The sequence below is a fragment of the Paenibacillus zanthoxyli JH29 genome (assembly GCF_000520715.1).
GTDB classification, from domain to species: Bacteria; Bacillota; Bacilli; order Paenibacillales; family Paenibacillaceae; genus Paenibacillus_AQ; species Paenibacillus_AQ zanthoxyli.
The window spans coordinates 1-21,264 of sequence record NZ_ASSD01000454.1; the positions used below are offsets into that span (position 1 = coordinate 1).

The following is a 21,264-nucleotide window of genomic DNA, read 5'->3' on the forward strand; positions in this document are numbered from 1 at the left end:
TCTGCCCCAGACGGTAACGGACTGTTCTGGACCCTTCTGCTTCTCTGCTGCATTTGGAGCAGTGATGCGGGAGCTTATTTTGTCGGCAGAGCGCTGGGAAGAACAAAGCTTTGGCCTGCAATCAGCCCCAATAAGACCGTCGAAGGAGCAGTAGGCGGAATCGTCATCGCGATGGTCATTGCTTTGATCTTTGCCCTAATATCTCCAGATTTGCTGTCATTCGGGCGTGCGCTAGTTATCGGTCTTGCCAGCGCCGTGGTCGGACAGCTAGGGGATCTTGTTCAATCGGCTTATAAAAGGGCATACGGCATAAAGGACTCGGGAACGCTGCTGCCTGGACATGGAGGCATTCTCGACCGCTGTGACAGTTGGATTATCGTGTTTCCGTTCGTACATATCATGATGCTGATGCCTTATCACTAACTAGAAAGAAGGTACGTGACGCTTGAAAAAGATCAGCATTCTGGGCTCAACCGGTTCAGTCGGAACGCAAACGCTCGATGTTGTGGCTATGCATCCAGATAGCTTTGAAGTGGACGGCCTTGCTGCCGGAAGCAATACAGCGCTTCTGCTGGAGCAGGTCCGCCGCTTTAAGCCGAAGAGAGTATCCGTCACCAGCAAGGAGCTTGCAGACGGCATTCGGACACAGCTCCCGGCAGGAGTAGAACTATACAGCGGCGATGACGGACTGGTGCAAATTGCTGCCGGCGGAGATGCCGAGTATGTAGTGACCGCAGTCATGGGCAGCGTCGGCCTGCGCTCAACACTTGCCGCGATTGAGGCTGGCAGGGATATTGGTCTCGCGAACAAGGAAACGCTGGTGACGGCGGGACATCTTGTCACAGAGCAGGTCCGGCGAAAAGGGGTAAAGCTGCTCCCCATCGACAGCGAGCATTCGGCGATTTTTCAATGCCTGAATGGAGAAAGCAAGGAAGATATTGCTTCCATTACGCTGACCGCTTCAGGGGGCTCCTTCCGGGATCTCTCCAGGGAGCAGCTCCGCGATGTTACGGTTGAAGATGCGCTTCGCCATCCCAATTGGGCAATGGGCGCCAAGATTACGATTGATTCCGCTACTATGGTCAATAAAGGGCTGGAAGTCATTGAGGCTCACTGGCTGTTTGATCTGCCTTACGAACAAATAGAGGTGCTGCTTCACCCGGAGAGCATCATTCACTCTTTGGTGGAGTTCCGTGACAGCAGCATCATCGCCCAGCTCGGCAATCCCGATATGCGTGTACCGATCCAATACGCGCTGACCTATCCCGACAGATGGTATTCGCCGGCCCAGCGGTTGTCGCTGGCACAGGCTGGACGGCTGACATTCCGGGAGATGGACTTTGTGCGTTACCCGGCGCTAAAGCTTGCTATCGAGTGCGGAAAGACCGGCGGAACCGCGACAACTGCCTTCAATGCCGCGAACGAAGTTGCCGTTGCAAGGTTCTTGCGGCGCGAGATTTCTTTTTTGCGAATTGAGGAGATATTGGAGGAGGTTCTAGGGCGCCATCCAGTACAGAGTCATCCGAGTCTGGAGCAAATCGAGGAATGTGACCGCACGGTGCGCGCGTTGGCACAAAGTCTGTAACCCGCGTGAAATCAATGGAGGTTGGCACCAATAACCGGAAAAATTGGTTTGGACGGTTGATTCTCTTGTGCCGGATCGGAGAATAATGATAAATTAAGAGGACATACTTCGGTCTTTCACCTAAAGGGGGCTGCCTAACTTGGAAATGGTTCAAGTCGTTTTTTTGACGGTGCTCATGTTCTTCGTCCTGGTGACGGTTCATGAATGGGGACATTATTATTTTGCCAAACGCGCCGGCATTCTTGTGAGAGAGTTTGCTATCGGTTTCGGTCCGAAACTGTTTTCTTATAAACACAATGAAACGCAGTTCACGCTGCGTCTGCTGCCTTTTGGCGGTTACGCGCGAATGGCTGGTGAGGATCCAGAGGTGATCGAGATCTCACCAGGGCAGACGATAGCGGTGCGGCTAGGCGAAGGCAATATCGTAAAGGCCGTATATCTCGACCAGTTGGATACGCGCAGAAATGTTATCCGCGGGGAAGCGCAGTATGCCGATTTGGAGAAGGATCTAAGGATCAGGCTGGATGTTGACGGGGAGGTTACGACCTATTCCTTGCATCCGCAAGCTATGTTGGTTAAAGGAAACCAGCAAATCCAGATCGCTCCCAAGGATCGGCAGTTCGGCAGTAAAACCGTCGGACAGCGGGCTCTTGCCATTGTAGCTGGTCCGGTAATGAATTTTCTGCTCGCTTTTATTCTTTTTGGCGTTTACATTCAAATGGCCGGCGTTGCGGTAGAGAATCCGACCTATGTATTGATCGGCGACGTCGCCGAAGGCATGCCAGCCCAAGAGGCGGGACTTCAGAAGGGCGATATTGTCTATTCGATTAACGGGGAGACCATTGGCCCGGACTACAAGAAGATGATCAACCTGACTTCCGCATCTGAAGGAAAAGCAATGAATTGGACGATCAAGCGCGGAGATCAAATGATCGCGGTAACGATGACGCCTCGCCATATGGAAGGGCAGGAAGGCGGCAAAGTCGGTATAACGCCTGAGCTTCCGACCCGAAATGCGACAATTAGCGAAACGTTCAGCGGAGCAAGTCATGCAATGGCCGATACCACTAAAGCGATTTTTCTCGGTTTCAAGCAGCTGATTAATCAGTTTAATATGGATGATATCGGCGGACCGGTGCGTACTTTCGAGCTGACCGGCCAAATCGCCCAGCAGGGGATCGTGTATCTGACTCACTGGACGGCCATACTCAGCTTGTACCTTGGCATCTTTAACTTACTGCCGATTCCGGCGCTTGACGGAAGCCGGCTCGTTTTCCTCGGTGTGGAGGCGCTGCGCGGCAAACCGGTTGATCCGAGCCGAGAGGGCATGGTCCATTTCGTCGGCTTCGCGATGCTGTTTCTGCTGATGCTCGCTGTTACCTATAATGATATTTTACGCCTAATCAGCGGTTAATTTTGTTTCGGCCTAAGCTGCAGCCATCTGCTGCCTGGGCTTATTAACGGGGGGAATTCCATTCTATGTCAAAAGAAAAGCAGTTTGTTACGGAAATAACGCCGCAGGGCGAAGATTTCTCGCGCTGGTACATCGATGTAATCAAGAAAGCTGACCTGATGGATTATTCTCCGGTGCGCGGTTGTATCGTATTCAAGCCGGACGGCTATGAAATCTGGGAGCATATCCAAGAAGAGATGAACCGGCGCTTCAAGGAAACGGGACACCGCAATGCCTATTTTCCGCTGTTTATTCCGGAAAGCTTTTTTCAGAAGGAGAAAGAGCATGTCGAAGGCTTCAATCCGGAGCTGCCATGGGTAACGGAAGCCGGCGGCGAGAAACTGGAAGAGCGTCTGGCGATCCGGCCGACCTCCGAAACGATGATTGGACATATGTATTCCAAATGGATTCAGTCATACCGGGACCTGCCGGTGCTGATCAATCAGTGGGCGAACGTTGTCCGCTGGGAAAAGCGTACGCTTCCGTTCCTGCGCACAAGCGAGTTTCTGTGGCAGGAAGGCCATACGGCGCATGAGAATGAGGCCGAAGCGCGCGAGGAAACGATGCAGATGCTGGAAGTTTACCGCGATTTCGTCGAAGGCTATCTGGCGATTCCGGTCATTACCGGTCAGAAGACGCCTTCCGAGCGTTTTGCCGGAGCGGTGGACACGTACTCGATCGAGGCGATGATGAAAGACGGACGGGCTGTTCAGGCGGGAACCTCCCACTATCTGGGCACCAAGTTTGCTGTTGCCTTCGACATTCAGTATCTCAGCCGCGATAACAATCTGGAATATGTGCATACAACTTCCTGGGGGACAAGCACTCGCATGATCGGTTCGATGATTATGGTACACGGCGACGACCGCGGTCTGGCCCTGCCGCCTAAAGTGGCGCCGACTCAGGTAATCATGATTCCGATCGGCCCTCCGAAAACTCGGGAAGCGGTCATTGCCCGGACGGACGAGCTGTTCAAGGAACTTAAATCGGCGGGCATCCGTGTGCGCGTTGACGACCGTTCCGATGTAACACCCGGCTGGAAATTCAACGAATATGAAATGCGCGGTGTGCCGGTTAGACTGGAGCTTGGGCCCCGGGATATGGAGAACGGTGTCTGCGTGCTGGTCTCGCGGATCAGCGGCGAGAAGAAAATCGTTCAGCAGGACCGTCTAGTGGAAGAAGTCCAGGCTATGCTGGAGCAGGTTCATAACGAAATGTTCGAGCGGGCGCTTAAGTTCCGTGAGGAACATTTCTATTCCGTCGAGACGCTGGATGAGATGAAAGCGGCAATGGAAGAGAAACGCGGCTTTGCGCTGGCCGGCTGGTGTGGTGACGATGCCTGCGAAGCACAGGTGAAGGAAGAAACCGGAGCAACGAGCCGGAACATTCCTTTTGAACCGGGCGAAACGAAGAAGACCTGCATCTGCTGTGGCAAACCGGCAGAGCATACGGTTGTTTTTGCCAAAGCATACTAAACGTTTACAGTCCCATTTTCGGGCATGATTGCAAGCTTCTGGCGAACAGAGGACGGCGGGCGGACAGCCCGGGCGCTTTTTAAACATATAGGCAGGGATAAGCCGAACGCTTGCCCTGCCTATATGTCTACGAGAGACAGAAGCCGGTCTTCTTCTCCGGAAGCTTTATTAAATTATAAGATTTTAAATGGAAGAGTGACAGCAAAGACCTCGCTTTATCGGGGAATGTAAAGGTGGGGGAAGCATGGAATACAGCGAGGAGAGAAGAAAGCGGTTCGAGCTGCTGATGAAGCAGGGAGATGTCCCTCCGGCACTTATCGATCCTTATTTTTTGGATGGTTATATCGACAGGGTGGAGATCAGCCGAGGCAATCGGGATTGGCGCGTCGTTGTAGTGAAGCAGACTCTCGTTCCGGCACAGGCCTATCGGACGTTTTGCTTGAGAGTACGAGAGCGGATGCAGCATATTGCGAAAGTCGGGTTCTTGTTCAAGTACGAGGAGCAGGTAAGCCGGGCTGACATTTTTCACGAGTATTGGGGACTGTTCCTTGAATGGGTTCACCGTGAGATTCCCTCCGTCAATGGCTGGCTAACGCGTTCGGGACAGGAGCTTCAAGGCGACACGCTGCTGCTGAACATGAGCGATCAGATGTCACTCGAGCTGGCGCGGAAAAAAGGGATCGACGGTGCAATTGTCCGTTTTTACGATACGTACTTTGGACTTTCCCTGCGTGTAAAAGTGCAGCTTGCGGAAAAAGGAAACGGCGCGGAGGAATTCGAGGAATTCCAGCAAAAGCTCCAGCAGGAGCAGCGGGAAATTATCGAGCAGATGATGACGGCCATCGAGACGGAAAGTTCCTCAGAAAATGAAGACGGCGAAGAGGTCGTTCCGCTACAGGTCGGTTACGATATCAAAGACCAACCCGTTCCAATTATGGAAATTCAGGACGAGGAGAAAAAAATCACCATTCAGGGAACGATTTTTGGCCTAGACCGCAAAGAGCTGCGCAATGGCAGCACGTTGTTCACCTTCAATTTAACTGATTTTTCCGATTCCCTGCAAATGAAGATGTTCGCTAAAACAAAAGACGACCTGAAAGTGATGAGCCAACTGGCAAACGGGAAATGGGTAAAAGCGCGCGGAAAGGTGGAGTACGACCGTTTCATGCAAACTCCGGAACTGGTGATGATTCCATCGGATTTGTCCGAGGTGTCTGCTCCGCCTGCCCGCAAGGACAATGCCCCGCAGAAGCGGGTGGAGTTTCATCTTCACAGTGCCATGAGCACAATGGATGCGGTAGCGCCAATCGACGCCTATATCAAAACCGCAGCCAAATGGGGGCATCCGGCGATTGCCGTCACCGACCATGGCGGGGTGCAGTGCTATCCCGAAGCCGGCAAGGCAGCGAAGAAGAACGGCATCAAAATGCTGTACGGTGTGGAAGCGAATGTGGTCAACGATGCGGTAAATGTGGTCGAGAATCCACAGCCGCTGGAGCTTAAAACCGCCACCTATGTCGTCTTCGATATCGAGACCACCGGCCTGTCCATTACGCGCAACAATATCACTGAGCTTGCCGCCGTCAAAATGCAGGGCGGACAGGAAATCGACCGTTATACAACCTTTGTCAATCCGCATGAGAAAATCCCTTATCATATCCAGCAGCTCACGAACATCACGGACGATATGGTTAAGGATGCGCCCGATTTGGAGCCTGTGCTCCATGATTTCGTAAATTTCGCCCAGGACGCCGTCCTTGTGGCGCATAACGCCCGGTTCGATATGGGGTTTATCCAGGCATCGCTTGCCAAGTTTGGGCTGCCGCTTTTGCCTAATCCTTCACTTGATACGCTGGAGCTGGCGCGGCTGCTTCATCCAAATATGAAAAATCACCGGCTCAACACGCTGGCCGACAAATATAAAGTATTGCTTGAAAGCCATCACCGCGCGGTCGACGATACGGTTGCGCTGGGCGGAATTCTGAATGGGCTGTTGGCTGACGCCGAGAAGCTGAAAGGGCTGACGATGCTGGACCGTCTGAACGACGAGGTCGGCAAGGATCTGTCCAACACCCGTCCGTTCCACTGCTGCATTTATGCCTTGAATATGACGGGCAAGAAGAACCTGTACAAGCTGGTATCCTTATCTCACACCGATTATTTCAAGCGGGTGCCTTGCATTCCAAAGTCGAAGTTAGAGGAAATGCGGGACGGCCTGCTGGTCATTTCCGGCTGCGAGCGGGGCGAATTCTTTGAAGCCGTCTTGAACAAAACGGCCGAGGAAGCGATGGAGGTCGCCCAGTTCTACGATGTGCTGGAGATCCAGCCGCTGACCATGTATATGCATTTGGTGGATAAAGGCTTTGTGGCAAGTCCCGAAGAGCTGCGCGGCGTCGTCCGCCGGATTTGCGAAATCGGGGAAAAAATGAACAAGCCGGTCATCGCGACCGGAAACGTGCACTATTTGGAGCCGCGCGACAAGCTGTTCCGCGACATCACGATTCATGGCATTACCGGATTCAGTCCGCTAAAGGATCAGCGCAAGCCGGACGCGCACTTTCGGACAACGGAAGAAATGCTTCAGGAATTTGATTTTCTGGGCGAGGATAAGGCGCTTGAGGTCGTCGTGACCAATACGGTGGAACTGGCGGAGCGCTTTGAAGCGATCGAGCTGTTCCCCGACAAGCTGTTTACGCCGATTCTTGATGGGGCGGATGAGGAAATCCGCGATACCTGCTACCGGACCGCAAGATCCATTTATGGAGAGGAGCTGCCCGAGGTGGTCGTCGCCCGCCTGGAAAAAGAGCTGGAGCCAATCATCAAGTACGGCTTCTCCGCCAACTATCTCATTTCCGAGCGGCTGGTTAAAAAATCGAACCAGGACGGGTACCTCGTCGGCTCCCGGGGTTCGGTCGGCTCCTCCGTCGTCGCAACCTTCCTCGGCATCTCCGAGGTCAATCCGCTCCCGGCGCATTACGTTTGCCGTAGTCCCGAATGCCGGCACAGCGAGTGGTTCCTGGACGGAAGCGTACCGAGCGGATTCGACCTGCCTGACAAGGCGTGTCCGAAATGCGGGGAGATGCTGAAGGGCGAAGGGCAGGACATTCCGTTCGAGACGTTCCTCGGCTTTAAGGGCGACAAGGTTCCCGATATTGACCTTAACTTTTCCGGGGAATACCAGCCGCATGCGCATAATTATACAAAGGTGCTGTTCGGTGAAAAAAGCGTCTTCCGGGCCGGTACGATCGGTACTGTGGCCGAGAAGACCGCGTTCGGTTTCGCCAAGAAGTACGAGGAAGATCATCATAAGCGCTGGCGCGGCGCCGAGCTCAGCCGTCTCGCGGCGGGGTGTACAGGCGTTAAACGCAACACAGGCCAGCATCCCGGCGGCATCGTCGTCGTGCCGGATTACATCGAGGTGGAAGACATCACACCCGTGCAGTATCCTGCCGATGATGTGAATTCGGAATGGAAGACGACGCATTTCGACTATCACGCCTTTGACGCCAACCTGCTCAAGCTCGATATTCTGGGCCATGACGATCCGACGATGATGCGGATGCTGCAGGATTTGACAGGCGTCGATCCGACGACGATTCCGATGAACGATCCGAAGGTCATGAGCATGTTCAACTCGACGGAAGCGCTTGGCGTGACGCCGGAGCAGATCCGGACGCCCGTCGCCACCTACGGGGTACCTGAGATGGGGACGAAGTTTGTCCGCCAGATGCTTGTCGAATCGAAACCGTCGAGCTTTGCCGACCTGTTGCAGATTTCAGGCTTGTCCCACGGAACGGGGGTTTGGCTTGGCAACGCGCAGGAGCTCATCAAGAACAACACCTGCAACATCAAGACCGTTATCGGCTGCCGTGACGATATTATGCTCTATTTAATCTACAAAGCCGGCATGGACGCCGGACTGGCGTTCAAGATTACGGAGAGTGTGCGGAAAGGCAAAGGATTGACGCCCGAATGGATCGAGGAAATGAAGAGGTGCAAGGTGCCGCTGTGGTACATTGATTCCTGTCTTAAAATCCAATACATGTTCCCGAAAGCGCACGCCGCCGCTTATGTCATCTCTGCCGTGCGGACCGCATACTTTAAACTGTATTATCCGATACATTATTACGCGACATACTTCTCGGTTCGTGCGGAGGATTTCGACATTGAGCTGTGCTGCCAGGGCTACGACGCCATTCATCGGCAGATTGTCGAAATTGAAGCGAAGGGCTTCCAAGCTCTCCCAAAGGAAAAGGCGATGCTGCCAATCCTCGAAATGGCGCTGGAAATGACGGCCCGTGGCTTTACCTTCAAGAGTATCGATCTGTACCGCTCGGATGCAACCAAGTTCACAGTTGATGAAAACAGCCTCATCCCTCCATTCTCCGCCCTAGCCGGTATCGGCGATAATGCGGCGAAGAATATTGCTGCGGCTAAAGATGCCGGAGAGTTTCTATCGATTGAGGATTTTCAGAAGAAGTCCAAGGCGAGTAAGACGATTGTCGAGCTGCTCACCGGCATGGGCTGCTTCCGGGGATTGCCGGAGAGCAACCAGCTTTCCCTGTTTTAAAGACTTGAGCAGTCCCGCTGCCTTTAAGCGACTACGATTTCGGAGGTCGGTCATTTGCGGAGAGCCCAAGCATTTCTGTTTCACATGAGCCTGCGGACCAAGCTGACGCTTTCGTTCATTGCGGTAACCGTTTTGTCGCTGACCGTCATGGCTGTCGGATATACTGTCAAGAGCTCCGATGTGATTCTCAAGAATGCCAGTGAAACCTCGCTGGGACTTGTGCGGATGGGCAATCAATCGCTGGACAGCAGCTTGGCAGGGATAGAGCAGAGCGCGATCAACATGCATCTGGACGAGGATCTGTTTCAATTTTTCAATACGGAAAATTTGCGGCTAAGGGACATCACTAATGACTCGGACCGTAAAATTACGCGGATATTGCAAAAGTACTTTCCAAGCTCGGAGGATTTGTTCTCGGTTAACCTGGTCACCCGGGAGTACACCTTCGGAGAAACCCCGTCCTTTTGGATACCGAAGAAGGATTACTCCCTCTCCAACATTTATAAGATAGGGACCGAATCGCGCAGCAGCATAACATGGATTCCCACCTATAATTTGCTGGAGCAGTTTTACTCTACCGCCCCATCGGAGAAAGACCAGTATGTCTTTACGGGGACGCGGCTAATGAACTTTGCAATGGTCCGCAACAACATCCTGATCCAGATGAAAAAGAGCGTGGAGCGGCCGATTCTGGTTGTAAACTTTCAGGAATCTATGTTTAGGCATGCTCTTGAGGAAAGCCTGAATGTAGAAGGCTCCTATTACTATATGCTCACTCCGGAAGGGGCTGTCCTGTCCAGTTCGGAGCTGGCCGGCGATCCGGCGGAGATTAGCAGGGAGTGGATTGCCCGCGCCATCAGCAAGAAGAGCGGCACGGAGTACATCACCCTTGGCGGACAGAAGCTGGTCGTCTGCTTCGATACGATGAAGACGACAGGCTGGCTGTCGGCAGTGTTTATTCCGTATAAAAATTTGCAGCGGACACTGCCCGACATGTTCGATTACACCCTGTACTCCATGGTGATCATCACCTTGATATCGGTGGTGGTTGCGGCGCTGCTGTCCGGCCGCATCACCCTGCCGCTCATCAAGCTGCTGCGCGGCATTAACCGAAGCGGGGATGGCTACTTTAATACCTATATCGAATCGGCGGGCACCAAGGAGCTTAACATTATCATTCACAAGTTCAACCAGATGAATGAAAGCATCCACACGCTGATTGAAGAAAACTACAAGGCAAAGATGAAAGAGCTGGAGGCGGAGCTTAAAGCTCTTAATTTCCAGTTCAATCCGCATTTTTTGTACAATACCCTGAACATCATCAACTATTTGGCGATTGAAAACAAACAGTCCCTGATCAGCAAAATGCTGGTTGAGCTGTCGGAAATGCTGGAATATACGGCCAAAAGTCCGGGGAAGGTTATTTTCTCCGAGGATCTGAACTATCTGAAGAATTACGTGTTCATCATGAGCCGCCGTTTTGAGGGCAAATTCACGGTGACTTATGAGATTGATTCGAAGCTGGAGGGCCACTGGGTACCCAAATTCTTTCTACAGCCGTTTATTGAGAACGCCCTGGTTCACGCTCTTGAGGATAGGGAGCAGGGGGGGCTTATACATGTGACGGGGCAGATTGATGGTACCGGCAGAATATTCACTGTGACCGACAACGGGAAGGGAATGTCGCCCGAGACGATAGCCCGGGTGCTGGAAATCCGTGAGGATTCGGGCGCAGCGGCTTCCATTGGAATCCAGAATGTCAACCATCGGATCAAGCTGCTGTATGGTCAGGCTTTTGGCGTGGATATCCGCTCGGAGTTGAATATGGGGACGACGGTCATTTTACGGCTTCCCCTGGATGTGGCAGAGTCCGGCTTAAGGCACTTGGAGTAGTGTCCCAAGCCGGATTTTGTTTGTTTTCATCACAACAAAAACGCTTTCAGTAGAAAAGTCCACCATTCCCCCTTTTTTAGAGTAGGAGGAGCACGCATTTCCTTTTATGATGAAAGCGTAATCAAAAACTTCATTTGATAGGATGGTGTCATATGAAAAAGGGGATTCTACTGTCACTTCTGGCCTTATCCCTGCTCGCGGGCTGCTCCGGCGGCGGGACCCAAAACGCCAATTCAGGCAGCGGCGGGCAGGGAGAGGGATCGGCCGTTGAGCTTACCTTCTGGCGTCCGCAGGCCAGCGAGGTCGAGGACAATGTGTATGTGAAGCGGATTGAAGAGTTTAATCAGGCCAATAAAGGGAAGATCCATGTCAAGATGGAGGTTATTACCCGGGGCAACTCTTTTGCTTATGAAGACAAAATCAATGCCGCCGTCGCTTCTCACACCCTGCCGGATGTACTGGCCATGGACGGACCGAACATCGCCAACTATGCGGCCTCGGAGATTATTATCCCGCTTGACGAGTATTTCTCCAAGGAGGATCTGGACGATTTCGTCCCTTCGATCCTTCAGCAAGGCTCGTACCAGGGCAAATTTTACGCGCCGGGCTTGAACGAGTCCTCCGTCGTCCTTTTTTATAACAAAAAAATTATGGCCGAGCACGGAATAACGCCTCCGGACAAAATTGAAAATGCCTGGACCTGGGACGACTGGTACGACGTGATGAAGAAGACGTCCAAGGACGGTGTGTTCGGCACGAACATGATCAACGACAAAGGGGAATGGATGACCTACGCCTTCGAGCAGTTATGGATTTCCGGCGGCACGGACATTGTCAATAAGGAAGGGACGACCGCCGAAGGATTCGTCAACAGCCCGCAGGGCGTGGAGGCGGCAGGTTTCCTGCAAAAGCTGGCGAACGAGAAGCTGTTCAATATCGATCCGAAGCCGACGGAGTTTGAGGAAGGGAAAGCGGCGACCAAGCTGGGAGGTCCCTGGAATATTCCCGGCTTCAAGAACTATCCGGACCTGGAGTGGGGCATTACTTATTTCCCAAAAAAACCGGGCGGCATTCAAACTGCTCCTTCAGGCAGTTGGGCGGTAGGGGTGTCGGCTGACTCCAAGCATCCGAAAGAAGCGGCAGAGGTCATTAAATGGATTACGAACAAAGATAGCTCGACCCAATTGGCGCAGGCGATCAGCATGCCGGCCAGCCGCAAATCGGCGTTCGAGAGCTTGACGGAATATAATGAGCTTCCGCTTCGCATTATCAAGGAGCAAGTTACAGGCGTATCGCATGCCAGACCGGTCACTCCGGCGTATCCGGTGCTGACGCAGAAATTCGCCGAGGCGTTGACGGATATTATGGTCGGCGCGGATGTCAAAAAGTCACTGGACAACGTGGCGTCCACTTATGATGAAGAGTACAAGCGCAATTTTGCCGAGTAGCAGTCTATGACATTTGACCGCGGCAAGGGCGCCCGGCAGCGTCTTTGCCGCCAGCTTTTTATCAGCTAAGCGAAAGGAAGGATGGATGATGCAAACGGCACTCCATGCGCATGAGCGCGAGCATATATCGACATTTAGCCGGCAGAAAAGACGTGAAACCCTTGTTGGCTATTCATTTGTCACGCCGGCGGTTCTCTTGCTGATCTTTTTTCTGGTGCTGCCTTTTCTGCTTGCCGTTGTCTTCGGATTTACGAAGTTCAATCTGCTGCGTCCGGATAAAATTCATTTTACCGGCCTGGACAATTACAAGCTGCTCTTTACCGACGGCCTGTTCTATAAATCGCTCTGGAACACTTTGTATTTCACGGTGACCGTCGTGCCGGTTCAATCGGGCGTAGCCCTGATGCTGGCCCTGCTCGTTAACAACAGCCTCAAGCTACGGAACGTGTTCCGGATTGCCTACTTCAGTCCGGTCGTCACCTCCATGACCGTTATCGCGATTCTCTGGATCTCCCTTTATAACCCGAATGAAGGCTTGATTAACTCGGCGCTTCATTTCTTCGGCATTTCGAACCAGCCTTTTCTGCGCAGCTCATCCCAGGCGATGAATTCGATTATCTTCATGTCGGTATGGCAGGCCGCCGGCTACCAGATGATGATTTTTCTGGCGGGTCTTCAGGGCATCTCCAAAGATTTATACGAAGCCTCCTCGATCGACGGGGCAAGCAAGCTTCAGCAGCTCCGCTACATTACGATACCGAGCCTGTACAATGTGACGGTGTTTGTGCTGACGATTACGACGATTCAGGCTGTGAAGCTGTTCGTTCAGCCTTACATCATGACGAATGGTGGTCCGGAGAACTCGACCCGAACGCTGGCTCTGCTGATCTACCAGCAAGGCTTCCAGTTCCGAAATGCGGGGTACGCTTCCGCCATTTCCGTCATCTTCTTCCTGATTGTCGTCTTGATCTCATTTTCGATGAAAAAGTTTCTCAGAGATAAATAACGAAGGGGGATCAGGACATGAGAAATACCCGGACAAAGGTGCTGCTGTATGTGCTTAACATCATCATGTCGCTGCTGTTCATTATCCCGCTGCTGTGGATGGTCGTTTCCTCGCTCAAGCCGGAGAACCAGATTTTTTCCGATCTGAGCTCGCTGAAATCCTTGCTGCCGCTTCATATCACCTTGGACAATTACAGAATGGCGTTTGAGCGGATTCCAATGATGAAGTTTCTGTTCAACAGCCTTTTTTACGTGTCCGTGATTTGCATCAGCGGCCTTGGGGTAAATTCAATTTGCGGTTACGCGCTGGCCAAGCTGCGGTTCAGGGGCAGTGAATTCATTCTTGTGTGTATCATCGCCTTGATGATCGTTCCGTTCGAGAGCATTCTGATGCCGCTGTATTTGGTCATTAACACCTTGCATTGGGTCAATACCTGGTTCGCCCTGATCGTTCCGTTTATCGCGAACTGCTTCAGCATTTTTATGTTCCGCCAGTTTTTTATGGACATTCCAAATGAAATACTGGAATCCGCTTCCATCGACGGATCGGGTCCGCTGAAGACCTTTGCATCCATCGTTGTTCCGCTCTCGGGGCCGGTTTTTGCAACCGTGTTCATCCTTGATTTCATCAGTCATTGGGGAGATTTCATGTGGCCGATCCTGGTGACGACGGGGGAATCGCTGCGCAACATTCAGCTAGGCATCCAGACTTTCTTTACGCTGCCTCCGATCTATTACGGGCAAATCATGGCGACGCTGACCTTTACGACCGTTCCGATCATTGTTCTGTTCCTGCTGCTGCAAAAATATTATGTACAAGGAATTACCAGCGCAGGAATCAAAGGTTGACCGGACAAATCATGTGGAGTTGATGAAATCAAATAGGTCTGGAGGATTGGCTGACGGATGGATAAAGAAAAATACCGTTCGCGTTATCACTTTACTCCCCGCACCCATTGGATGAACGATCCGAACGGCATGGTGTACTTTAATGGAGAATATCATCTGTTCTATCAATATCATCCCTTCGGTATGAGCTGGGGACCTATGCATTGGGGGCATGCGGTAAGCCTTGACATGGTGCACTGGCAGCATCTGATGATTGCACTGGCGCCTGATGAGCATGGACAAATTTTCTCCGGCAGCGCGGTTGTGGATTGGGACGACACATCCGGTTTTTTTGGCGGGAAGCCCGGTCTTGTGGCCATCTTCACCCATCATGACGAACACCCGGATACCGCAAGGCCGCGGGAACGGCAAAGTCTGGCCTACAGCCTCGACAATGGACGCACTTGGATAAAATACAGCGGGAATCCCGTGCTGGAGGACCCCCGCTACCCCGACTACCGGGACCCCAAAGTGTTCTGGCATAAAGCTTCGGCACGATGGATCATGGTTCTTGCAACCGGCCAGAGCCTCTGCATTTACACCTCGCCAAATTTGAAGGAATGGACCTTTGCCAGCGAATTTGGTGAGGGGCACGGCTCCCATGACGGCGTCTGGGAATGTCCGGATCTGTTCGAACTGACTGTAGAAGGGAATCCTCAGCGAACCAAATGGGTCTTACTGGTCAGCATAGGAGACGCTCCCCACATTCCCGAGGGCTCCCGGACGCAGTATTTTGTCGGCCGCTTCAACGGAAAGCTGTTTGTGAACGAGCGTGATCCCGAAGCCGTGCGCTGGCTTGACCATGGCAGGGACAATTATGCAGGAGTCAGCTTCTCGGATATCCCGGCCCTGGACGGGCGAAGAATTTATATGGGGTGGATGAGCAACTGGAAATATGCAAGAGTTACGCCAACCGAAGGCTGGAGAGGCGCGATGACGCTCCCCAGAGAGCTTTTCTTGAGAGACTTTGACGGTGAAATAAGACTGATTCAGCGTCCTGTAGCGGAGCTTTCGCGGCTTGCAGGAGAGACGCTGCACCTTAAGAACCTGACCATTGAAGGAATTGTGCCTTTCTCGGGTATAAAGGGAGACGCCTTGCGGATTGACGCTGAATTCGAGCTTGGCACCGCGTCTTCGTTCGGGTTCAGAGTAAGAGCCGCAGAGGATGGGAGCCGTGCTACAATAGTAGGGTATGACACCCGCAGCGGAGAGCTGTTCGTGGACCGGACATCTTCCGGAGAAGTGCGGTTTCATGAGCATTTTGCCGGCAGACACGGCGCGGCGCTTGCGCCCTGCGGAGAGCGCGTATCTCTGCAGCTATGGGTGGACAGATCTTCGGTTGAAGTCTTCTCGGGTGGCGGGGAGTGCGCAATTACCGATTTGATTTTCCCCGAGCCGGAAGACGATGGTCTGGAGATGTTTGCATATGAAGGGGAGGTACAGCTCCGGTCCCTCAAGGTGTACAGATTAAATTCCATACAGTAGGTGAACGCGGCCATGAACAGAATTATGGTTGTCGATGACGAAGCGATTCAGAGAAGGGTGCTCGGCAAAATGATCCGGGAATATCTCCCTGGCTGCGAGGTTATTGAGGCCGGTAACGGAAAGACCGCGCTGGACATTGTCCAAACCGCTTCCTTTGATGTCGTGATTACGGATATCAAAATGCCAATCATGGATGGCTTCGATTTCATTGAACACATGAACAAGCTTTCCTCCGCTACCCGGATCATCATCTTAAGCAGCTACCGTTATTTTGAATATGCCCAGCGGGCCCTTCGGTTAGGCGCTTTCGATTACGTGCTCAAGCCGGTGAAGGAGGAGAGCATCGGCCTACTGCTTGACAAGGTCCGGGAAAGTATTGAAAAAGAGAAAAGGATTTTGCCTGAAGAGATCAGCAGGGAGCAATTTCACATCAGCATGAATGCGTACTACGGACATTTGCTAGGAGAATGGATACAGAATGGGGTCTCACCGGCCCAATTCCGCGAGCTTCAGCAGCAGTATGCTCTGGAGCCCAGCGGGGCGGTTATCATAACGCGCATAGAGGACAATACTCCAGGAGACCTCTATCCTGAAGGGCTGGAAGATATCCGGGGGGCAATGCCCGGGATGCTCGCGAGCCGCTTAAGTTCCTCGGCCCGGGTTGTGTCCTTTTTTGCCTCACACCGTAACCTGACCATGATCTCGGTGATCACGGCCAAGCGTCCTGATGAAGTAATCACCGATGCCGTGCTCACGGCCCTGGAGGAATATGGACAGCGGCTGTCCGACATGTATCAGCTGTCGTTTGCGGTAGGCGTAGGCAATGTGCGGGCCGATCTCTGCCGCGAAGCCGTCGATTCCTATAAAGAAGCGGAGGACGCTGCCGGTTTCCGTTACTTCTTGGGCGGGGGCCGGGTTGTTCAATATGCCGCTATTTCCGGCCGGATTAACCCCTTGCATTACGACTTCCATAACGATGAGGAATTGTTCAAGGAATACATCAGAATGGACAAAGCTGACTTATTGCTCAAGCATACGGATGACTTGTTCCGCCGGTTCCTGGAGAACGGGCTGCCTTACCGGGAGCAATGGCTGAAATCCATAGTTCAGCTTGTGCTTCATATCGCGCCGGGGATCAAGGGATTCCTCAGTGAAGAGGCTTACCGGTGCGCCTTGCAGGAAGCGGAGAGCAGCCTGACGGCCTGCGCCAGCTTTAAGGATTGCAGGGAGCAGTTTCTGGAAATTCTAAGAGGGTTCATGACGATTGTACAAGCCAACCGGGGAAAGAAGCATGCCGAGGTCATTGAGAAATGCGTTAGTTATATTGAAGCGCACTTTACCCTGGACATTTCTCTTGAGCATGTGGCGAGCCTGCTGTTTTTCAGCCCCAATTACTTAAGTACGATCTTCAAGAGTTATCTCGGCGTCTCCTTTACGAGATATTTGTCGGATATTCGGCTGGAAAAGGCGGTTCAACTGCTGGGAGCCAGCGACATGAAGGTATTTGAGATAGCCGGCAAAGCTGGATTTAAGGATGAGAAATATTTTTACCGTGTGTTTAAAGCGAAATACGGTCTGACACCTGATGAATACCGTAAAAAGAACGCTTTTCCATGAACTCCTTCCTGAACAGCAGCAGTCAAGGGCCGACACTTGTCAGTATTGCCATGCTATGGTATAATTTTTTTTGGTAATAATGAGATAAGTCCGTTGTGTAAAGAGTGGGGAAACCCACTCTTTATCTTTGGTATACAGCAAAAGACAAGTTCGTGGAGGTTAGTTTCATTTGAGCACACCCAAAATTAAAGGTACGGTTGAAGAAATGCTGAAACCTTACCTTGACGACAATGGATTCGAACTGGTGGACGTAGAATATGTAAAGGAAGGCTCCAACTACTTTCTGCGCGTATTCGTGGACAAGGAAGGCGGAATCGACATCGATGATTGCGGAAGCATCAGCGAATTCTTAAGCGCCAAGCTGGACGAGAACGATCCTATTCCAGGCGCTTATTTTCTGGAGGTATCTTCTCCGGGGGCGGAGCGGCCGCTTAAAAAAGCCGACGATGTGGCGAAGGCGGTCGGCAAGGACGTATTTGTGACGACCTACGAGCCGATCGACGGGCTGAAGGAATTCGAAGGCCGGCTGCTCTCGTTCGAAGGCGGGGAAATGCTCATCTCTGCGGGCAAAAAACAGCATGTTGTTCCGTATGCCAAAGTTGCCAGCGCGAGACTGGCCATTATTTTTTAGCTTTTGAAAGGGGGATCGGATTTTTCATGAGTATGGATTTTATTGAAGCTATGAATGAACTGGAGAGAGAGAAAGGCATCAGCAAGGATGTGCTGTTCGAGGCTATCGAGGCTGCGCTGATCTCCAGCTATAAACGAAATTTCAACGCCGCGCAAAATGTTCGGGTCGATATGAACCGCAACACCGGCGTAATAAAAGTATATGCCCGCAAGCTGATCGTGGAAGAAGTGCTTGACCCGCGCACCGAAATTTCGCTGCCTGCGGCCCGGGAACTCAATCCGCATTTTCAACTGGATGATGTCGCCGAGCAGGAGGTAACGCCTCGGGATTTCGGCCGTATCGCCGCCCAGACGGCTAAGCAGGTCGTTACTCAGCGCATCCGCGAAGCGGAGCGTGGACTGATTTACAACGCTTTTATCGACAAGGAAGAAGATATCGTCACCGGAATCGTGCAGCGCCAGGATCTGCGCAACGTATACATCGACCTTGGCAAAATCGAAGCGGTGCTGCCGCTGAACGAATTGATGCCCGGTGAGAAATTCAAGCACGGCGAGCGTATCAAGGCTTATATTACCAAAGTTGAGAATACGACCAAGGGGCCGCAAATTTTGCTCTCCCGGAGTCATCCCGGCCTGTTAAAGCGCCTGTTCGAGCTTGAAGTTCCCGAAATCTTCGACGGTGTCGTGGAGATTCGCTCCGTCGCCCGTGAAGCGGGCTTCCGTTCCAAAATCGCGGTATATTCGCGCAATCCGGAAGTCGATCCCGTCGGTTCCTGCGTAGGCCCAAGAGGGATGCGCGTGCAGACGATCGTAGGCGAGCTGCGCGGCGAGAAAATCGACATCGTGCGGTATTCTGAATCGGTGGAAGAATATGTGGCCAATGCGCTTAGTCCTTCCAAGGTGCTTGAGGTTCAGGTGTTTGAGGCGGAAAAAATGGCGCGCGTTGTCGTTCCGGACTATCAACTGTCTCTGGCTATCGGAATCAAAGGGCAGAACGCCCGTTTGGCAGCCAAGCTGACGGGATGGAAAATCGATATCAAGAGCGAAAGCCAGGCGGAGCAGGAATTCGGCAGACCTAAAACGTCCAGCGACGAAATGCATCAGGATTCCGTCTCCATAGATTAATAACGAGAGGCGGGTGGCTTACGATGAAACAAAAAAAAGTGCCGCTGCGCAAATGCGTCGCCAGTCAGGAAATGATGCCGAAGAAAGAGCTTATCCGTATCGTGAGAACGCCGAGTGGCGAAGTCATGATTGATCTTACCGGGAAGAAGTCTGGCCGGGGAGCTTATATTTGCGGCAAGCTGGAATGCTTCAAGCTGGCTCAGAAGACTAAGGCGCTGGACCGTGCGCTCAAGGTCCCGGTTAGCCCGGAAATATACGAACAGCTCGCCAGGGATTTCGTATCCGTGGAGGAGCAGTTCCTTGCAGCTAAGGAAGCCGCTGAAGATGAGTAGGGCTCTCTCTAATTTAGGGCTCGCCATGCGCGCGGGGAAAATTGTCACCGGCGAAGAGATTGTGCTGAAAGCGGTCCGTTCGGCGCAAGCGAAGCTGGTTCTCTTGGCGGAGGACGCTTCGGATAATACTCAGAAGAAGTTCCGCGACAAATGCGGGACTTACAATATTCCGCTGGTGATCGGATTCAGCCGCGACATCCTGGGCGCTTCTATCGGCAAGGATAGCCGCGTCGTGCTGGCTGTCACGGACAAGGGATTCGCGGAAATGATCTCCAAGCAGCTCGGAGATAATGTCGGAGGTGGAATCATTGACTAAACAAGACAGCAAGGACAAACTGCGGGTTTACGAGTACGCCAAATCGCTTAACATGAGCAGTAAAGAGATCATCACCATCTTGAAACGTCTGAACGTCCCGGTGAACAACCACATGAGCGTTATGGAAAATGATGCCGTGTCGAAGGTGGAACAGTTCTTTAAGGATATTAAGTCGAATGCTGCGGCCAAACGGGAGAGCGGGGGCGGGGGCCGCTCCGCTTCTGCAGCAACGGCTACAGTTGAAGCGAAAAGTGTTGACAAAAATCAAATAGAAAAGCAGGTAGGTATGAACAAACCACACAATAACTCATCGACAATGTCGTCAAGACCCCAAAGCGGGCAGGATTCCCGCAGAAACCAGACCGGCTCCGGACAGCGCCCGCAAGGCCAAGGCGGAGGCCAGCGTCAAGGCGAATCAAGGCCGCAGGGCCAAGGCGGAGGAACCCGTCAAAATGATTCCCGTCCGCAAGGCCAAGGCGGAGGCCAGCGTCAAGGCGGATTTGGCGGCGGTAATCGTCCGCAGAGCCAGGGCGGAGGCCAGCGTCAAGGCGATTCCCGTCCGCAAGGCCAAGGCGGCGCACCCCGTCCACAGGGCCAAGGTGGAGCGTCCCGTCCAGGTGATTCCCGTCCACAAGGCCAAGGCGGAGGCCAGCGCCAAGGTGGATTCGGCGGCGGTAACCGTCCGCAGAGCCAGGGTGGAGGCCAGCGTCAAGGCGATTCCCGTCCGCAAGGCCAGGGCGGCGATTTCTCCCGCGGCGGAGACCGGAATAACAAAAACCGGCCAGGAGGCAACAATAAGCGGTTCGATGACGGAAGAGGCGGCAATTTCCGGAACAACGGACGCAGCGGCAAAAATCAGCGCGGCGGCAGAAACCAGCAGCCGGTCGAGCGCCGGGAGAAAATCGACAACACGCCGAAGAAAATTATCGTTCGCGGCAACATGACAGTCGGCGAAACGGCAAAGCTGCTGCATAAGGATGCTTCGGAAGTTATCAAGAAGCTGATTCTGATGGGCGTTATGGCAACGATCAACCAGGAGCTGGATATCGATACCATCCTGCTGCTTGCCGGTGAATTCGGTGTTGAAGTCGAAGTGAAGATTCCGGTTGAGGAAGACCGTTTCGAGACCGTGGAAGAGAACGATGCTCCTGAAGATCTGCAGTCCCGCCCTCCGGTCGTGACGATTATGGGTCACGTTGACCACGGCAAGACGACGCTGCTTGACGCCATTCGTTCCACGAATGTGACCGGCGGCGAAGCCGGCGGAATTACGCAGCATATCGGCGCTTACCAGGTTGAAATCAACCATAAGAAAATTACGTTCCTCGATACCCCGGGTCACGAAGCGTTTACAGCGATGCGCGCCCGCGGTGCACAGGTTACGGACATTACGATTATCGTCGTAGCGGCTGACGACGGCGTTATGCCTCAGACCGTGGAAG

Annotated in this window: 15 protein-coding genes and 1 pseudogene; all 16 read left to right on the plus strand. The window is 52.8% G+C overall.

Features of this window, described 5'->3' with window-relative positions:
- A partial coding sequence (locus tag L691_RS0117435; RefSeq protein ID WP_025691707.1) for a phosphatidate cytidylyltransferase occupies positions 1-423 on the plus strand: 423 nt, incomplete at its 5' end.
- A 22-nt stretch (positions 424-445) separates the two neighbouring features.
- Positions 446-1,585, plus strand: coding sequence for a 1-deoxy-D-xylulose-5-phosphate reductoisomerase (locus L691_RS0117440; RefSeq protein WP_025691708.1), 1,140 nt, complete (start codon positions 446-448; stop codon positions 1,583-1,585).
- A gap of 139 nt (positions 1,586-1,724) precedes the next feature.
- Positions 1,725-2,999: an RIP metalloprotease RseP gene (gene rseP, locus L691_RS0117445; protein ID WP_025691709.1), complete on the plus strand. Its 1,275-nt coding sequence runs from the start codon at positions 1,725-1,727 to the stop codon at positions 2,997-2,999.
- 65 nt (positions 3,000-3,064) lie between these two features.
- A complete protein-coding gene (proS, locus tag L691_RS0117450; RefSeq protein WP_025691710.1) occupies positions 3,065-4,513 on the plus strand; it encodes a proline--tRNA ligase in 1,449 nt (482 codons plus the stop codon).
- 244 nt (positions 4,514-4,757) lie between these two features.
- Positions 4,758-9,083 (plus strand): PolC-type DNA polymerase III, encoded by a 4,326-nt coding sequence (locus L691_RS0117455; protein ID WP_025691711.1) that lies wholly within the window; start codon positions 4,758-4,760, stop codon positions 9,081-9,083.
- A 54-nt stretch (positions 9,084-9,137) separates the two neighbouring features.
- Positions 9,138-10,976 carry a sensor histidine kinase gene (locus L691_RS0117460; RefSeq protein ID WP_025691712.1) on the plus strand — a complete coding sequence of 613 codons (1,839 nt, stop codon included), beginning with the start codon at positions 9,138-9,140 and terminating at the stop codon, positions 10,974-10,976.
- Positions 10,977-11,128: 152 nt separating this feature from the next.
- Positions 11,129-12,424: an ABC transporter substrate-binding protein gene (locus L691_RS0117465; RefSeq protein WP_025691713.1), complete on the plus strand. Its 1,296-nt coding sequence runs from the start codon at positions 11,129-11,131 to the stop codon at positions 12,422-12,424.
- An 85-nt stretch (positions 12,425-12,509) separates the two neighbouring features.
- A complete protein-coding gene (locus tag L691_RS0117470; protein ID WP_198023061.1) occupies positions 12,510-13,430 on the plus strand; it encodes a carbohydrate ABC transporter permease in 921 nt (306 codons plus the stop codon).
- A gap of 17 nt (positions 13,431-13,447) precedes the next feature.
- Positions 13,448-14,278, plus strand: coding sequence for a carbohydrate ABC transporter permease (locus L691_RS0117475; RefSeq protein WP_025691715.1), 831 nt, complete (start codon positions 13,448-13,450; stop codon positions 14,276-14,278).
- Between the two features lie 57 nt (positions 14,279-14,335).
- Positions 14,336-15,802, plus strand: coding sequence for a glycoside hydrolase family 32 protein (locus L691_RS0117480; protein ID WP_025691716.1), 1,467 nt, complete (start codon positions 14,336-14,338; stop codon positions 15,800-15,802).
- Between the two features lie 12 nt (positions 15,803-15,814).
- On the plus strand, positions 15,815-17,419 hold the full coding sequence (locus L691_RS0117485; RefSeq protein ID WP_025691717.1) for a response regulator transcription factor: 1,605 nt from the start codon (positions 15,815-15,817) through the stop codon (positions 17,417-17,419).
- Positions 17,420-17,588: 169 nt separating this feature from the next.
- Entirely contained in the window at positions 17,589-18,050 is a 462-nt protein-coding gene (rimP, locus tag L691_RS0117490) for a ribosome maturation factor RimP (protein ID WP_025691718.1), read from the plus strand.
- Between the two features lie 26 nt (positions 18,051-18,076).
- Positions 18,077-19,174 carry a transcription termination factor NusA gene (gene nusA / locus L691_RS0117495; RefSeq protein WP_025691719.1) on the plus strand — a complete coding sequence of 366 codons (1,098 nt, stop codon included), beginning with the start codon at positions 18,077-18,079 and terminating at the stop codon, positions 19,172-19,174.
- A 23-nt stretch (positions 19,175-19,197) separates the two neighbouring features.
- Complete coding sequence (gene rnpM, locus L691_RS0117500; RefSeq protein WP_025691720.1) at positions 19,198-19,506, plus strand: RNase P modulator RnpM; 309 nt, start codon at positions 19,198-19,200, stop codon at positions 19,504-19,506.
- Positions 19,499-19,811 (plus strand): annotated as a pseudogene (locus tag L691_RS0117505) (YlxQ family RNA-binding protein); the annotation flags it as partial. The gene rnpM and the pseudogene L691_RS0117505, both read left to right, overlap by 8 nt.
- A gap of 3 nt (positions 19,812-19,814) precedes the next feature.
- Positions 19,815-21,264 (plus strand): translation initiation factor IF-2 N-terminal domain-containing protein (locus L691_RS0117510; protein WP_025691722.1); only part of this gene is annotated, 1,450 nt, incomplete at its 3' end.

Coding starts and splice junctions, on each gene's coding strand:
- proS (WP_025691710.1), top strand. CDS start 3,065: ATGTCAAAAGAAAAGCAGTTTGTTACGGAAATAACGCCGCAGGGCGAA.
- L691_RS0117455 (WP_025691711.1), top strand. CDS start 4,758: ATGGAATACAGCGAGGAGAGAAGAAAGCGGTTCGAGCTGCTGATGAAG.
- L691_RS0117465 (WP_025691713.1), top strand. CDS start 11,129: ATGAAAAAGGGGATTCTACTGTCACTTCTGGCCTTATCCCTGCTCGCG.
- L691_RS0117470 (WP_198023061.1), top strand. CDS start 12,510: ATGATGCAAACGGCACTCCATGCGCATGAGCGCGAGCATATATCGACA.
- L691_RS0117475 (WP_025691715.1), top strand. CDS start 13,448: ATGAGAAATACCCGGACAAAGGTGCTGCTGTATGTGCTTAACATCATC.
- L691_RS0117480 (WP_025691716.1), top strand. CDS start 14,336: ATGGATAAAGAAAAATACCGTTCGCGTTATCACTTTACTCCCCGCACC.
- L691_RS0117485 (WP_025691717.1), top strand. CDS start 15,815: ATGAACAGAATTATGGTTGTCGATGACGAAGCGATTCAGAGAAGGGTG.
- nusA (WP_025691719.1), top strand. CDS start 18,077: ATGAGTATGGATTTTATTGAAGCTATGAATGAACTGGAGAGAGAGAAA.
- rnpM (WP_025691720.1), top strand. CDS start 19,198: ATGAAACAAAAAAAAGTGCCGCTGCGCAAATGCGTCGCCAGTCAGGAA.